Source organism: Kitasatospora sp. GP82, from assembly GCF_029892105.1.
Taxonomy (GTDB): Bacteria; Actinomycetota; Actinomycetes; order Streptomycetales; family Streptomycetaceae; genus Kitasatospora.
This window is the reverse complement of the sequence record NZ_JARZAJ010000019.1, coordinates 1-13,485: the sequence shown is the minus strand read 5'-3', so window position 1 is coordinate 13,485 and position 13,485 is coordinate 1. Positions and strand designations below refer to the sequence as shown.

Genomic DNA, 13,485 nt, shown 5'->3' with positions numbered 1-13,485 from the left:
GCGGCTGCCCGGGAGTCAGCCGGCGGGGGACGGCGGCGTGGTGGGGATCGGCTTGTCGAGCATGGTGCAGACCGCGGCGTTCACCACGGCCTGGTCGGCGGCGGCGGTCTTCGGCGGGGCGAGGCCGAAGATGGTGGTGGTGAAGACCGAGGCGGTGCGCCGGCCGGTGCTGTCGGTGTAGTCCTCGCTGGAGTAGCCGGGGACCTGGCCGACGTGGCCCCAGACGGTGCCGCAGGGGGTGACCACCTGCTCCAGGCCGAGCCCGTACCGGTTCGGATTCCCGCTCTCCTCCGCGACGGTGGTCTGCATCTCCTTGAGCTGGGCGGGCGGCAGGAGCTTGCCGGACATCAGCGCGGTGTCGAAGCGGGCCCAGTCCTGCGCGGTGGAGACCATGCCGCCCGCGGCCCATTCCGTGCTGGGGTTGATCCAGGTGGTGTCGACGTGGTCGGCGGGCCGGGCGGGGCCGGCGAACGCGGTCCCGGGGGGCGTGCCGGGGGGAAGAACCGGGGCGAGCTGGGCGGCGTCGGGTTCGTAGCCGTGGGCGAGAGCGGGGCTCTTCGCCTCGTCGGAGCCGGTGACCAGGTAGGTGTTCTCCAGGTGCAGCGGCCCGGTGATCCGCTGCTGGATCAGGTCGCTGAGGCTGTGTCCCGACGCCTTCTCGGCGACCAGGCCGAGCGCGACGTAGTTGGTGTTGCTGTAGGAGTACCGCGCACCGGGCGCGAACAGCGGGTCGTGCCGGACGGCTGCGGCGATCAGCTCCCCGGGCATCCACACCCTGGTGTCCTGGCCGGTGAACGCCTTCAGGACGTCGGGGTCGTTGGCGTAGTTGAACAGACCGCTGGTGTGGTCGAGCAGCATCCGCAGCGTGATCGCGGACCCGTTCGGGATCAGGCCGGGCAGCCACTTCTCGACCGGGTCGGTGAGCTGGAGCCGGTGTTCGGCGACCAGTTGGAGGATGACGGTGGCGACCATCGTCTTGGTGTTCGAGCCCATCCGGAAGGTGTCGCCCGCGGCGAGCACGTGGTCGGCCTTGGTCAAGGGCGCCTGCCGGGCGATCTCGATCGCCGGCCCGTTGCCGTCCTCAACCCGGACGATCACGCCGGGAGCGCCGGCGTCCACGTCCTGCTGGGCGAGCCCGGCCAGCCGGGCCTCCCGCGCTGCCGGCGCACCGGGGCTCCCGGGCGACGCGTGGGCGGAGGCCTGCGGCGCGACGGACGGTGCGGCCGACGACCCGCACGCGGCGAGCGTAGTGGTCAGGGCCGCGGCCAGGGCGAGCGTCAGACCCGCCTGCCGACGGTGGCGCGGGGACGGCGTGTGTCCGGTCATGAGGGTTCTCCTGAACATGAGGTGTGGATCGATCGGGCGGCGCGTCGTTCTCCGGCCACCCGGTCCCACCGGTCGACGCTTTCCCGACCACACCAGCGTCCCGGGGGCGCGGGCAGAGAACACGGGTGCTGGGTCCCCCGAGGGGGTGGAGAAAACCCCACTGTGCGGACCCCGGCAGGCCGGTCATCATCGAGATCCGGCCTGCGATCGCGGACTGGCGTCGGTCGGCAGGTCAATCGACGCGGCACCGATGCACGATGATGGAGCGTGATGACCCACTCCAGCGAGCGCCCCGCCCCGGGCGGCATCCCGGCCTCCGGGGAGCATCCCGCGCCCGGCCCCGCCACGCGTTCCGGCCTCGCGCTGCGTTCCGGACTCGCCTTGCGGCTGAGCCTGCTGGGCTGGTCGCTGGTGCTGCTGCTCGGCGCGGTCCTGGGCGCCGCCCTGCTCACGCTCTGGACCACCTCGGTGACGGTCGTCGCGCTCGGGGTCGGGATCCCGCTGACCCTGCTCTCGACTGTCCTGGTCCGCTGGTTCGCCGACCTGCACCGCCAGTGGGCCGCCGACCGGCTCGGCGAACCCGTCGCGCGGCCCTACCTGCCGACACCCGACGGCGGCTGGCCGGTACGGCTGTGGGCGATCCTGCGCGACCCGGCGAGCTGGCGGGACTGGGCCTGGCTGGTGGCCAACTCGATCACCGGCTGGTTCACCTACGGGCTGTCGTTCGTACTCTTCCTCGGTGGCGTCTTCTACCTGATCTATCCGCTGCTCTACGAACTGACCCCGCCTCAGGTGTTCCGCACGCCCCTGGGCAACGGCTTCCGTCTGCACAGCGTCCAGGAGTCGTTCGCGCTGATCCCGCTCGGCCCGGTCTTCTTCCTGCTCTGGTACACCACCGCCGAGCGGCTGGCGAACCTCAACGCCCGGGTGATCCGCTCCCTGCTGACACCCACCGAGCAGGCACAACTACGGGCCCGCGTCGTACAGTTGGCCGCCTCCCGCGCCGAGACCGTCGACACCCAGGCCGGCGAACTGCGCCGGATCGAACGGGACCTGCACGACGGCGCCCAGGCACGACTGGTGTCGCTGGGCATGAGCCTGGGACTGGCCCAACAACTGATGCACGACGACCCGCAGGCCGCCCAGCAACTACTGGACGAGGCCCGCGAGTCGACCGCCAACGCCCTGGCCGAACTGCGCGACCTGGTACGCGGCATCCATCCGCCGGTGCTCGCGGACCGCGGCCTGGACGGTGCCCTGAAGGCCCTGGCCCTGGTCAACCCGATACCGACGACCGTGGTGACCCACCTGCCCGGGCGGCTGCCCGCACCGGTCGAATCCGCGGCCTACTTCGCCGTCGCCGAGGCCCTGTCGAACGCCATCAAACACGCCCGGGCCCAGCGCATCGAGATCACCGTCGAGTTCACGCCCCACCCCGGCACCACCGCGGGACTGCTCACCATGCGCGTGTCCGACGACGGCCGCGGGGGCGCCGACATCGACGCCGGCACCGGCACCGGCCTGCGCGGCATCGCCCGCCGTCTGGCGGCCTTCGACGGCACCCTGACCGTCGACAGCCCGCCCGGCGGACCCACCGAGATAAGGATGTCGCTGCCGTGCGCATCGTCATAGCCGAGGACCTCGCCCTGCTCCGCGAGGGCCTGATCAGGATCTTCCAGGTCAACGGCTTCGAGGTCGTCGACGCCGTCGACAACGGCCCCTCGCTGATCCGGGCGCTGACGACCCACCGGCCCGATGTCGCGATCGTCGACGTGCGGCTGCCCCCGACCTTCACCGACGAGGGATTGCGCGCCGTGATCGAGGCACGCAAGCAGCTCCCCGGCCTGCCCGTCGTGGTGCTCTCGCAGTACGTCGAGCAGCTCTACGCCCGGGAACTGATGTCGGACCGCGCCGGGGCGGTGGGCTATCTGCTGAAGGACCGGGTGCTGGACGTCGGCCAGTTCGTCGCGAACGTGAAGCAGGTTGCCGCCGGCAGTACGGTCATGGATCCTGACGTGGTCACCGCCCTCCTCGCCCACCGCTCGGCCGACCCGCACCTGCTGGCGCTGACCCCGCGTGAGCACGAGGTCCTCTCGCTGATGGCCCAGGGCCGCTCCAACGCCGCCATCGCCGGCCGGATGTTCGTCACCGAGAAGACCGTCAGCAAACACAGCTACAACATCTTCAGCAAACTCGGACTCGAACCCTCCGAGGACGACAACCGCCGGATCCTGGCGGTCCTCGCCTACCTGGAAGGCTGAGCCCGCCACATACGACCCGTACCATTCCGTCGCCGATCATTCACGGCGGTCCTATCCCTCTTTCCCTCACAGCAGATCATCGGCGAGTAAAAGCACCAGAGCCATGATCAATTTCCGCTGCATACCCGCATCGGGCAGGTCGGATCGGCAATTGGTCGGCATGCCACCCGCTCCGCCTTCGGCGGCGCCGGAACCCAGCTGGTGATCTGGGACTGCAACGGTGGCGCGAACCAGGACTGGAACATCGTCGGCTACGTCGGCTGACCTCGATTCGCAGGCCGCGAGGGACGGTTGATCGGGGCGACGGTTCGCCGGCGACGATGCGCGTCATCGCCCAGACCCCCGACTGCCGCGTCCAGGACATCGCGGACCAGCTCACCATCACCAGCGGCGGCGCCGGCCAGGCCGTCGACCGGATCGAAAAGGCCGGCCACGCCCAGCGCAGACCACACCCCGCCAACCGGCGCTCCTCCATCGTGGAACTGACCACGCAAGGCCGCGCACTCCTCGATGCCGCCGCCGCGACCCTCGACCGGGAGACCGAGCGCCGACTCGCCCCGCTGTCGACAGCCACCCGCACACAGCTCACCGACAGCCTCGGCGCGCTGCTCACCCAGGACCGGTGAGGCCGGCCCCGTACGCGCCCACCCTCGACCCGGGGGCGCAGCTCAGCTCCCCGCCGCCAACGTCGAGCGGGCGTACTCGGTGGGCGTCCGGCCGTAGTGCTTCCTGAAGGCTCGGATGAAGTGACTGCTGTCCGCGAACTGCCAGTGGGCGGCGAGTTCCGAGACGCTCAGCCGACCAGAAGGTGGTGCGGTGAGAGCGAGTCGGGCTTCCTCCAGCCGCCGTCGGCGGATGTAAGCGGTCACCGGCTCTCCCCCCGCGGCGAATGCCCGCTGCAGGTTGCGTACGGAGACGTTGAGTTCACGGGCCAGCATCGCCCCGGAAAGCTCGGGGTCGGCAAGGTGGCTGTCCACCAGGTCCTTCGCGGCCTGTGCCACCGCGGGAGCCAGCCGGGGTTCTGCATCGTCGACCCGGCGCCTCGCCACCGCCTTCGCCAGTTCGATGAGCGTGCTGTGGGCGGCTCGTACTCCCGCCGGCCCGAGGTCGGCGACCGTTCCGTAGATCATGTTCGAGTGGGCCGCCAGCAGCCGCACCTCAGCGGAGTCAGCCGGCCCGCTGACGCTCTGCCGGCTCCCGAGCAGTGGTTTGAGCATGGCGGCGGGCAGGACGAGCACTTTCGCCGTCGTGTCCGGCACCGTCTCGAAGTGCAGCGGTCGTCCGATGTGGCGGATGAGGAACTGCCCGGCAGGTACGGTCTGTTCGCTGCGGGCCAGCGGGGCGCCCAGCGTCCAGGAGCCGCGTTTCACGACGTACAGCCGCACCTGGTCCTCGACGCCGTTGAGGGGGCCCTCGGTCCGGATGGCCGACGCGCCGTGGAGATCGGTGATGGCCACGTCGCCCACCTTGGTGGCGCGGCTCTTGACCCGGAAATCACGGGTCGTCGCCGGGCTGAAGGTCGGCAGCGGGAAGCCGTCGCCGATCTCCTTCTCCCAGCCACTTCGGAAGGCGTCGAATCCTCGCGGCGCCGGATCCGCGTGTGCGGATTCCCCGGAGGTGGCCCTGCCTGACCCGTCGGCTTCAGCTCCGGCGTTGTTCATCGACGGTCCTCCCCCGCCTTCGTCGCTCCGGCACTGTCCGGCGCCGTCTGGCGCGGATGTTCTGCCGGGATGGCGCTGTGGTTCAAGCCTGTGCTGCGCCGATTTTCCTAGGCTTCAGTTGCAGGGACAACCCCTCGCCCCGGCCCGGTACATACGCATGAGGAGAATCTCGTGAGCCAACAGAATTCCACCCCCGTGGCCGTCATCACGGGTGCCGGTACCGGCATCGGAGCAGCGACCGCGCACCGGTTCGCCGCCGACGGGTACACCGTGGTGCTCGTGGGCCGCACGGAGGCGACCCTCCAGCGGACCGCCCAGGAGAACCCGACGGGTGTGGAGATGCACCCCCGGGTTGCGGACGTCTCGGACCTGGCTGCCGTCACTGCGGCCATGGACGGGGTGGCCGAGCGGTTCGGGCGCCTGGACGTGCTGGTCAACAACGCGGGGGTCGCGATTCCGGGCACCGTCGACCAGATCGACGTGGACAGCTACCGGACCATGGTGAGTACCAACATCGACGGCGTCTTCTTCGCCTCGCGCGCCGCTCTGCCCCACCTGCGGGCGGTACGCGGATGCATCGTCAATGTCGGCTCCGTGGCCGCACTCCGCGGTGAATGGAACCAGGCCGCCTACAACATGACCAAGGGCGCGCTGGTCAACCTGACCAACTCGATGGCACTGGACCACGGCCACCAGATCCGGGTCAATGCCGTCCACCCCGGCGTGACGCTCAGCAGGCAGGTCCTGCGCGACGCGCTCGCCGAGGGAACCTCGCTGCGCAGGCGCTTCGTGGAGCGCGTGCCCATGGGCCGGCCGGGCGAGCCGGCCGAGGTCGCCGCCGTCATCGCGTTCCTCGCCGGTCGCGACGCCGGGTATCTCAACGGAGTGCACATACCCGTGGACGGCGGTCTGACCGCCTCGGACGGCCAGACCGACTTGTACAGGACTAACAACTGACGGCGACGGCAACGGATGCAGACCGCGTTCTTCCGCCAGCACGTCGCGCCCTGCACTCGGAGTCAGCAAGGCAGGTCGACTCTCTTCATGAGAGTCAACTTGCACAAAGAAGGGCAACCGCCTACATTTATGAGAGTCAGCCCCAATAACGAAGGCACTCCCTCTTTACTGGAGGTTCAGATGACAGACGTCTCGGTGGTCAGCCCTGACGGCGGCGAGTCGATCCAGCTCGGCCCGACGCGGATGCGGATCCTGGAGGACGGCAGCACGACCGCGCACCGCCTGGGCATCGGGGAGATCACGCTCGCCCCGCACACCGACGGCCCGCCGCAGCACCGCCATGCCCGGCACGACGAGGGCTTCTACGTGGTGTCCGGTGCGGCCCGGTTCACCGTCGGCGAGACCGTGTACGACGCGCCCGCCGGAACGCTGGTCATGATCCCGCCCGGCGCCCCGCACACCTTCGCCAATCCGACCGACGGCGTCACGGTCCTGCTGAACACGTTCACCCCGGACCTGTACGTCAACTACTTCCGGGATCTGCGCGACATGATCGCCGACGGCCGGCCGTTCACCCCCGAGGCGACGATCGAGGCGATGAGCCGGTACGCCACCGAACCGGCCACCGACTTCGCCTGAGCAGCCGCACCTGCGACCCGCCCCAGCACGTCCCCGCCCACCGTCCGGCGTCCTGGGCCGCCGGACTCGCCGAGAAGTTCGCCGCCGCCCATGACGTGCGCGTGCCGGCCCGCCACGCTCGATCGCCATACCAAAGGGAAACCATCATCATGACCGTCTCCACCACTGGCACCACCCGAGCCGTCCACCTTCCGGGCGGCCTTGCCGTCACGATCCAGGAGTTCGGCGAGAACACCGAGGGCACCGGCGTGCTCATGCTGCATGGCGGCGCCGGGCCGCGTTCGATGGCAGGCTTCGCCGCCGGCATGTCGCAGCACGCCTACGTGGTCGTGCCGACCCACCCCGGGTTCGACGGCACTCCCCGTCCGGAGTCCACCGACACCGTCGCCGACCTGGCCACCGCCCACCTCGACCTGCTCGACGCACTCGACCTGCGTGGCGTCATGGTGGCCGGCAGCTCGGTCGGAGGCTGGATAGCCGCCGAGATGGCACTGCGCGACAACGCCGCCCGGATCTCCTGCCTGGCTCTGCTCGCCTCCACCGGCATCGCCCCCGAGCCGCCACTGCAGCTGGCCAACCCCGCCGACCTCGGCCCGGCCAAGACCGGCGAACTGGCCTTCCACAACCCGCAACTGCGCCCGGACCCGGCCGCGCTCAGCCCGGAGCAGCTGGCCGCGATGGCCGCCAACCAGCGCACCCTGGCCGTGTACGCGGGCGACCCGTTCTGCTGCGATCCTAAGCTGCGCGGGCGACTGCACCGGATCACCGTCCCGGTACTGGTGATCGCCGGTGAGCAGGACGGCATCGCCCCGCTGGAGTACGAGCGCACCCTGGCCGACTCCTTTCCCCGCGCCACCTTCCAACCCATCCCGCAAGCCGGGCACTTCCCGCACATCGAGCAGCCCGCAGCGGTCTTCGCGGCGATCGGCGACTTCGTCGACACCCAGGTCAAGCCCGACGTCCGGTAACCCGGCCACCAGCACGAAACCGCGCCCACCGCACCGCACCCTTCGCGGACCGGCGGGCGCGCCGTATCAGGAGCGCGCCACCACTCACCGAGGAGGACGGACATGACGACGCATCAGCCCCTGGCCGACGGTGGGCGCCGGCAGGGAGGGCTGGTCCTGGCGGTGTGCTGCCTGAGCCTGCTGATCACCGCCCTGGACACCACCGCAGTGAACGTCGCCCTGCCTGCCGTCGGCCACGATCTGCACGCCTCGGTCAGCGGCCTGCAGTGGACCGTCGACGGCTACACCCTGGCGGTCGCCGCCTTCATGATGCTCGCCGGGTCCACCGCCGACCGGATCGGGCGGCGCCTGGTGTTCCGGGCCGGACTGGCCCTGTTCACCGCCGGCTCGCTGGCCTGCTCCCTGGCCCCGGCCCTGGGGTGGCTGATCGCTTTCCGTGTCGCCCAGGGCCTGGGCGCCAGCATGCTCAACCCCGTCGCCCTGTCGATCATCACCCACGCCTTCCCCGATCCAGGTGAGCGTGCCCGCGCGATCGGGCTCTGGGGCACCACGGTCGGCCTGTCGCTGGCCGCCGGCCCGGTGGTCGGCGGCCTGCTGGTCGCCTCGGCCGGCTGGCGATCGATCTTCTGGATCAACATCCCGATCGGTGTGGCCGCCCTGGTGCTCACCGCCGTGTTCGTGCCCGAATCCAGGGCCGCCGCGACACGACGCCCGGACCCGGTCGGTCAGGTGCTCGTCGTCACCATCCTGACCTCGCTGATCTTCGCGATCATCGAAGGCTCGCGCCAGGGCTACGGCAGCACCCGCATCATCGGCCTGTTCGCCCTGTCCGCGGTCGCGGTCGCGGCGCTGCCCGGCTACGAACGACGCCGCCAGCAGCCGCTGGTCGACCCGGTGCTCTTCCGCTCAGTCCCGTTCACCGGCGCCTTCGTCATCGCCGTCACCGCGTTCCTGGTCCTGTCCGGCTTCCTGTTCCTCAACACCCTGTACCTGCAGGAGGTGCGCGGCTACAGCGCGCTGCACGCCGGCCTGCTGACCGTACCCATGGCCGCCGGCATCGCGCTCGCCTCACCGCTGTCCGGGCGCCTGACCGCCGCGCGCGGCCCGCGCCCGGCGCTCGTCGCCGCCGGCCTGCTGATCGCCGCCGCGGCGCTGACACTGACCACGCTCACCCCGACCACACCGTGGACGGTGCTGCTCGCCGCCTATGTGCTGCTCGGCGCCGGATTCGGCCTCGTCAACACCCCGATCACCAGCACCGCCGTGGCCGGCATGCCGCGCTCCCAGGCCGGGGTGTCCGCTTCGATCACCACCACCGGCCGCCAGGTCGGCAACAACCTCGGCGTCGCGGTCCTCGGCTCGATCGCCGCCGCGCGCACCCGGGGTCCGGGCCACGCCGGATTCGCCGCCGCCGGCCACCCGGGCTGGTGGATGCTGGCCGCAAGCGGACTGGTGATCGCGGCGATGGGCCTGGTGACCACCACACGCCGCGCCACCGCCACGGCCGTCCGGGTCGCCGCACGCTTCCCGGCCGATCCCGCGACCCCCTCGAACATCGCGCCCAGGGTGCGCGGAGGCGCACAGGCCTGACGCGTCGTCAGCGCTGTGCGGCGGGACGGCCGCCGACGGGTGCGGCACTGTCGAGCGCGGCCCGGGTGAGGGTGGTCGCGGTGTGCACGACGCTGGCGATCGCCTCCTCGGGGCCCAGCCGCGACAGGTCGGTCAGCGCGAACAGGGCCTCGGCGCTGACGACGACGGCGAGGCCGTTCTTGAGCTGCCTCACAGCAGCCGGGTCCGTGGCCCCGAGGGTGTCGTCCAGCGGGGCGAGCGCATGGTCGATCAGGCCGAAACGCATGGCCGGCCGAGCGCCGGCCGCCTCGGGGCGGGTGATCGTGGCCGCGATCATCGCGCGGGTCGCTCCCTGGTAGGTCAGCACCGTGCGCAGCAGGTGCTCGGTCGCGACGGCGACGCGTTCCACCGGGTCGCGGGAGTCCGCGACCGACGCGAGCGCCTCGGCCGGAGTGGGCATCTCCCCGGCCATGGCCTCCTGGAGCAGGCTCGGCAGGTCGGGGAAGTGCCGGTAGGCCGTGGCCTCGGACACCAGCGCGGACTTGGCGACCTCGAGCATCGTCACATCACGGCCCGTGCGCATCAGCTCGACTGCCGCCTGCACGATCGCCCTGCGCGTGCGCAGCTTCTGGTTCACGCGGCCGGTCGCGGCCTGCGGTGTCGTCGATTCGCCCGTGTACATGGCCCAAGAATAGCAAGTCGACCATGATGATGAGAGTGGACTCTCACTACGGAGCAACGGGCTCGGGTCCCCGACTGCCTCCGCGTATTGGCCACCGATCGCCGGGGACAGGCTTCCCGCACACGGCGCCAGCACAACCGCCGAGCGTGACGGCACAGGTCGGCCACGCGTCATCGAGGGCGCGTACACCCTGTCGGGCTCGGAAATCATCGCTGCTGGCAGCAGTAAGGCGATCTCGGCTGGCACCATGTCCGCGTGATCGTCTCACTGCCGTACAGAGCGGCTCGCAGGCTGCTGTCCGTGCCCGGGCTGTTGCTGCGCCGCGACAGCACGAAGGATGCCGAGTTGTTCCTGCTCCGGCATGAGAACGCGGTGCTGCGCCGCCAGCTCCCTGGCCCGGTCCGCTACGAGCCCGCAGATCGGTTCTGACTGGCAGCGCTCTCCAGTCTGATACCCCGTCACCGCTGGAGCGAGGTCTTCCCGGTTACTCCCGGGACACTGCTGGCCTGGCATCGCAGGTTCATCGCAGCGAAGTGGGACTACAGCGCGCGGCGCACCCGTACCGGACGACCGCCGACCAGGGCGGCGCTCAAGAACCTGGTCCTGCAGCTCGCTAGAGAGAACGCAAGGTGGGGTCACAGGCGGATCCAGGGCGAGCTCGCACGTCTCGGGCACCCGATCGCCGCGTCCACGGTGTGGGAGATCCTCCACACGGCGGGCATCGACCCGGCCCCGCGCCGCACCGGCCCGACCTGGCGCGAGTTCCTCACGGCCCAGACCGAGTGCATCATCGCCGTCGACTTCTTCCAACTCGACACTGCGCTCGGCCAGCGCCTGTACGCGCTGGCGCAGCGGCACTACAACGAACACCGCCCCCACCGGGCCTGCAACCAGATATCACCCGGCGCCGACCAGCAACCCACCACCGTTCACGACTTCGAAGGCCACAGACTCCTGCGCACCCGCGTCCTCAGTGGCGTCATCAACGAGTACCGATACGCAGCTTGACCAGCAGCGATGACTTTCCGAGCCCCACACGTCCGGGCGCTCGCGCAACCGCCCGTCGTCGACGAAGTCCTGCACGAGGGCGACGTGCAGGCGCAGGTTGTGCCGCGCCACGACGCGGTCGCGGTAGGGCGGCATTGAGCGCCAGGTGCAGCATGACGATGGAGTCCTTGCCGCCCGAGAACAGGATCACCGGCCGCTCGAACTCGCCCGCCACCTCGCGGAAGATGTGCACCGACTCCGCCTCCAGCGCGTCCAGGCGGGACAGCGCGAAGGGCCCCCTGAATTCTGGTTGGGGTCGTCGGTGTGGACCAGGCTGTCGGTCGCGGTGGTCACGCGAGACCCCTCTCGGCCAGGAAGGCGTGCAGCTCTGCGGCGGACTCGGCCACCGCGTGGCCCTGTGTCTGGATGCGAAGCTCCGGGTTCTCCGGGGCTTCGTACGGGTCATCGATGCCGGTGAGTCCCGAGATCTCCCCAGCGGCCTGCTTCGCATAGAGGCCCTTGACGTCGCGCTCGGAGCAGAGCTCGACGGGGGTGGCGACGTGGATCTCCAGGAACTCGGTGCCGGCTGCGTTGTGCCGCTCGCGGACGGCGGCGCGGGAGTCGGCGTAGGGGGCGATCACGGGGGCGAGCACCTTGACGCCGTTGGCGGCCAGTTTCTGGGCGACGAAGCCGATCCGGGTGACGTTGGTGTGCCGGTCCTCGCGGCTGAACCCGAGGCCCTTGGAGAGGAATTCGCGGATCTCGTCGCCGTCCAGGACCTCGACCCGGTGGCCCTCGGCGCGCAGCCGCTCGGCCAGCGCGAGGGCGAGCGTGGTCTTGCCCGCGCTCGGCAGCCCGGTCAGCCACACCGTGGCGCCAATGGCGATGAGCATTTCCTTACTGCTGGCAGTATGGGGGTTGCTGGTAGCTGAATTTTGTCCCTGAGTCACTATTTTGACTACTTACCCACCAGTGCTCCGGGAGTTGATTTGATGGAGTATGAGCTCTTCATGATTACCTTCAGTTTGCTAGCGATCGATTGCTGTATGACGGGTCGTTAGTGACCTCTTGGCCCAGCCAGAGCGGTGGCACAAAGGCAGCCGCTGCAGCAGTGTCCGGAAACTCCACCTCAGCAACCATCAAGCCCGCCAGGCGACCCGAGAAGACATCTAGTTCGATAATCAGGCCGCTAAAGGCGATGTGATGCCTGGTCTTTGATGTGCGCCGACCTTGCGTAAGCGGCCACAGGGCTTCGAAGAGATCTCGGGAAACCATCTCCTCGCACTCAGTTCGAACTAGCCCGCTGCCCGACTTTACTGCGAGATAGTTGCTCGAGCCTCGACGCCGTATGCGAACCTCGACCCCCTCTTCACTTATTGGAAGGTAGCCCTGTTCGATAGTCTCTCCGTCGTCGACAAGACCGGGAAGGCTTGCAATGAGAAACTTTCGCTCAATTTCGAAACTCACACTGCCGCCCTTATCTGACATATTGAGCCGAAACGGCTTGGTTTTCTACATGATCAAGTAGCGAACGTGCGGGGGCCCTGAAGTACCCGCAGACGATGTGGGGCTGGCGCTGCCGCCCGGCGTGTTTCGCGGGCAAGGTCCTCGGCTGACGTGGCACGGGCGGCGCTGACGTGCCGTTTGAGGTCGGCGTTCAGTAGCTCGTCGGGGTTGAGTTCGGGGCTGTAGCCGGACATCAGGTGCAGCTGGATGTGGTCGGCATTGTCCGCGAGCCACTGCTTGACGGCCTTGCAGCAGTGGACCGGGTGCCGGTTGGCGATCACGTGGACCTTCCGGCCGGCCTGGACGGCAGGCCGGTCGAGAAACGCGCAGAGCACATTGGCGGTGAACCGGCCCGTGAACACGGTGAACCACAGTGCGCCACGCGAGGCCACGGCGGACATGATGTTGACCTTGAACCGCTTGCCGTTGATTCGTACCACCGGAGTTTGCCCTGCCGGAGCCCAGCAGCGGCCCGGCGGTGCAGTGTCCGAACGCGCTCGGCCCCGGCGTCGAGGAGGAGGGTTCCCGGCGCCGAGTCCTGGCGGTCACCGCAGGAGAAGGCATTCCGGACGGTTTCCGACGGAGCGAGGTTATCGGACAAGAACCGCTGCCCTGGACTGGATCAGCGGCAGGGAGGGGACTCCCACATCGGACGGCTTCCACTGCAGAACTTCGGATATCGGGGCGACCGAAAAGGCGTCTGGCAAATCGTGAGGCAGCAGTGTCATCACCTCGCTCAGCTGTCCTGCACTGCCCGAGGCGGCGCCATCAGAGTTCTCCACGCCCGCCGCGCCCCTTTTCTTCGAAGTCCTGCACCGGTCACGGGAATGCTGACCACAACAAACCCGGGAGATTTCCCCCGACATCACGCAAGCTACCCCAGGGGGACATCCGGTCGCAACAGTAGGCTGCAACCGGAGTGCAACGGA

Annotated in this window: 13 protein-coding genes and 2 pseudogenes; 9 read left to right on the top strand and 6 right to left on the bottom strand. The window is 69.5% G+C overall.

The features are described from left to right. Positions 1–15: 15 nt before the first annotated feature. The gene (locus P3T39_RS21110) at positions 16–1,326 is read right to left on the bottom strand and encodes a serine hydrolase domain-containing protein (RefSeq protein WP_280700029.1); all 1,311 of its coding nucleotides are present in this window, start codon (positions 1,324–1,326) and stop codon (positions 16–18) included. Positions 1,327–1,596: 270 nt separating this feature from the next. On the opposite strand from P3T39_RS21110, the gene P3T39_RS21105 reads away from it, so the two are divergent. From P3T39_RS21105 to P3T39_RS21095, 3 genes are all read left to right on the top strand, one after another. Then, a complete protein-coding gene (locus tag P3T39_RS21105) occupies positions 1,597–2,958 on the top strand; it encodes a sensor histidine kinase (protein ID WP_280700028.1) in 1,362 nt (453 codons plus the stop codon). Beyond that, complete coding sequence (locus P3T39_RS21100; RefSeq protein WP_280700027.1) at positions 2,943–3,587, top strand: response regulator transcription factor; 645 nt, start codon at positions 2,943–2,945, stop codon at positions 3,585–3,587. The genes P3T39_RS21105 and P3T39_RS21100 overlap by 16 nt, the downstream gene beginning before the upstream one ends. Positions 3,588–3,907: 320 nt before the next feature. Beyond that, positions 3,908–4,213, top strand: coding sequence for a MarR family transcriptional regulator (locus P3T39_RS21095; RefSeq protein WP_280700026.1), 306 nt, complete (start codon positions 3,908–3,910; stop codon positions 4,211–4,213). A 42-nt stretch (positions 4,214–4,255) separates the two neighbouring features. Here P3T39_RS21095 and P3T39_RS21090 read toward each other — a convergent pair whose 3' ends face one another. Continuing rightward, on the bottom strand, positions 4,256–5,248 hold the full coding sequence (locus P3T39_RS21090; protein WP_280700025.1) for a helix-turn-helix domain-containing protein: 993 nt from the start codon (positions 5,246–5,248) through the stop codon (positions 4,256–4,258). Between the two features lie 171 nt (positions 5,249–5,419). Between P3T39_RS21090 and P3T39_RS21085 the strand changes: the two genes are divergently transcribed. From P3T39_RS21085 to P3T39_RS21070, 4 genes are all read left to right on the top strand, one after another. Continuing rightward, a complete protein-coding gene (locus tag P3T39_RS21085) occupies positions 5,420–6,205 on the top strand; it encodes an SDR family oxidoreductase (RefSeq protein ID WP_280700024.1) in 786 nt (261 codons plus the stop codon). 180 nt (positions 6,206–6,385) lie between these two features. Continuing rightward, positions 6,386–6,844, top strand: a complete 459-nt coding sequence (locus P3T39_RS21080; RefSeq protein ID WP_280700023.1) for a cupin domain-containing protein — start codon at positions 6,386–6,388, stop codon at positions 6,842–6,844. Between the two features lie 149 nt (positions 6,845–6,993). Further along, complete coding sequence (locus tag P3T39_RS21075; protein WP_280700022.1) at positions 6,994–7,812, top strand: alpha/beta hydrolase; 819 nt, start codon at positions 6,994–6,996, stop codon at positions 7,810–7,812. 102 nt (positions 7,813–7,914) lie between these two features. Further along, the gene (locus tag P3T39_RS21070; protein WP_280700021.1) at positions 7,915–9,402 is read left to right on the top strand and encodes an MFS transporter; all 1,488 of its coding nucleotides are present in this window, start codon (positions 7,915–7,917) and stop codon (positions 9,400–9,402) included. A gap of 7 nt (positions 9,403–9,409) precedes the next feature. Here the strand turns inward: P3T39_RS21070 and P3T39_RS21065 are convergent, their stop codons facing one another. After that, on the bottom strand, positions 9,410–10,063 hold the full coding sequence (locus P3T39_RS21065; RefSeq protein ID WP_280700020.1) for a TetR/AcrR family transcriptional regulator: 654 nt from the start codon (positions 10,061–10,063) through the stop codon (positions 9,410–9,412). A 255-nt stretch (positions 10,064–10,318) separates the two neighbouring features. Between P3T39_RS21065 and P3T39_RS21060 the strand changes: the two genes are divergently transcribed. Both P3T39_RS21060 and P3T39_RS21055 read left to right on the top strand, forming a co-directional pair. Beyond that, positions 10,319–10,492, top strand: a complete 174-nt coding sequence (locus P3T39_RS21060) for a hypothetical protein (RefSeq protein WP_280700019.1) — start codon at positions 10,319–10,321, stop codon at positions 10,490–10,492. Then, positions 10,493–11,071, top strand: coding sequence for a helix-turn-helix domain-containing protein (locus tag P3T39_RS21055; protein ID WP_280700150.1), 579 nt, complete (start codon positions 10,493–10,495; stop codon positions 11,069–11,071). It abuts the gene before it with no gap. A gap of 30 nt (positions 11,072–11,101) precedes the next feature. Here the strand turns inward: P3T39_RS21055 and P3T39_RS21050 are convergent. The 3 genes and pseudogenes from P3T39_RS21050 to P3T39_RS21040 form a co-directional block, all read right to left on the bottom strand. Then, a pseudogene (locus P3T39_RS21050) lies at positions 11,102–11,336 on the bottom strand (sulfate adenylyltransferase small subunit); the annotation flags it as partial. 64 nt (positions 11,337–11,400) lie between these two features. Beyond that, a complete protein-coding gene (gene cysC, locus P3T39_RS21045; RefSeq protein WP_280700018.1) occupies positions 11,401–11,943 on the bottom strand; it encodes an adenylyl-sulfate kinase in 543 nt (180 codons plus the stop codon). A gap of 627 nt (positions 11,944–12,570) precedes the next feature. Beyond that, positions 12,571–13,029, bottom strand: a pseudogene (locus P3T39_RS21040) (transposase); the annotation flags it as partial. Positions 13,030–13,485: the final 456 nt, after the last annotated feature.

What these genes read in the sequence shown, in the direction of transcription:
- P3T39_RS21110 (WP_280700029.1), bottom strand. Translation starts at nt 1,326, where the DNA reads ATGACCGGACACACGCCGTCCCCGCGCCACCGTCGGCAGGCGGGTCTG.
- P3T39_RS21105 (WP_280700028.1), top strand. Translation starts at nt 1,597, where the DNA reads ATGACCCACTCCAGCGAGCGCCCCGCCCCGGGCGGCATCCCGGCCTCC.
- P3T39_RS21095 (WP_280700026.1), top strand. Translation starts at nt 3,908, where the DNA reads ATGCGCGTCATCGCCCAGACCCCCGACTGCCGCGTCCAGGACATCGCG.
- P3T39_RS21090 (WP_280700025.1), bottom strand. Translation starts at nt 5,248, where the DNA reads ATGAACAACGCCGGAGCTGAAGCCGACGGGTCAGGCAGGGCCACCTCC.
- P3T39_RS21080 (WP_280700023.1), top strand. Translation starts at nt 6,386, where the DNA reads ATGACAGACGTCTCGGTGGTCAGCCCTGACGGCGGCGAGTCGATCCAG.
- P3T39_RS21075 (WP_280700022.1), top strand. Translation starts at nt 6,994, where the DNA reads ATGACCGTCTCCACCACTGGCACCACCCGAGCCGTCCACCTTCCGGGC.
- P3T39_RS21070 (WP_280700021.1), top strand. Translation starts at nt 7,915, where the DNA reads ATGACGACGCATCAGCCCCTGGCCGACGGTGGGCGCCGGCAGGGAGGG.
- P3T39_RS21065 (WP_280700020.1), bottom strand. Translation starts at nt 10,063, where the DNA reads ATGTACACGGGCGAATCGACGACACCGCAGGCCGCGACCGGCCGCGTG.
- cysC (WP_280700018.1), bottom strand. Translation starts at nt 11,943, where the DNA reads ATGCTCATCGCCATTGGCGCCACGGTGTGGCTGACCGGGCTGCCGAGC.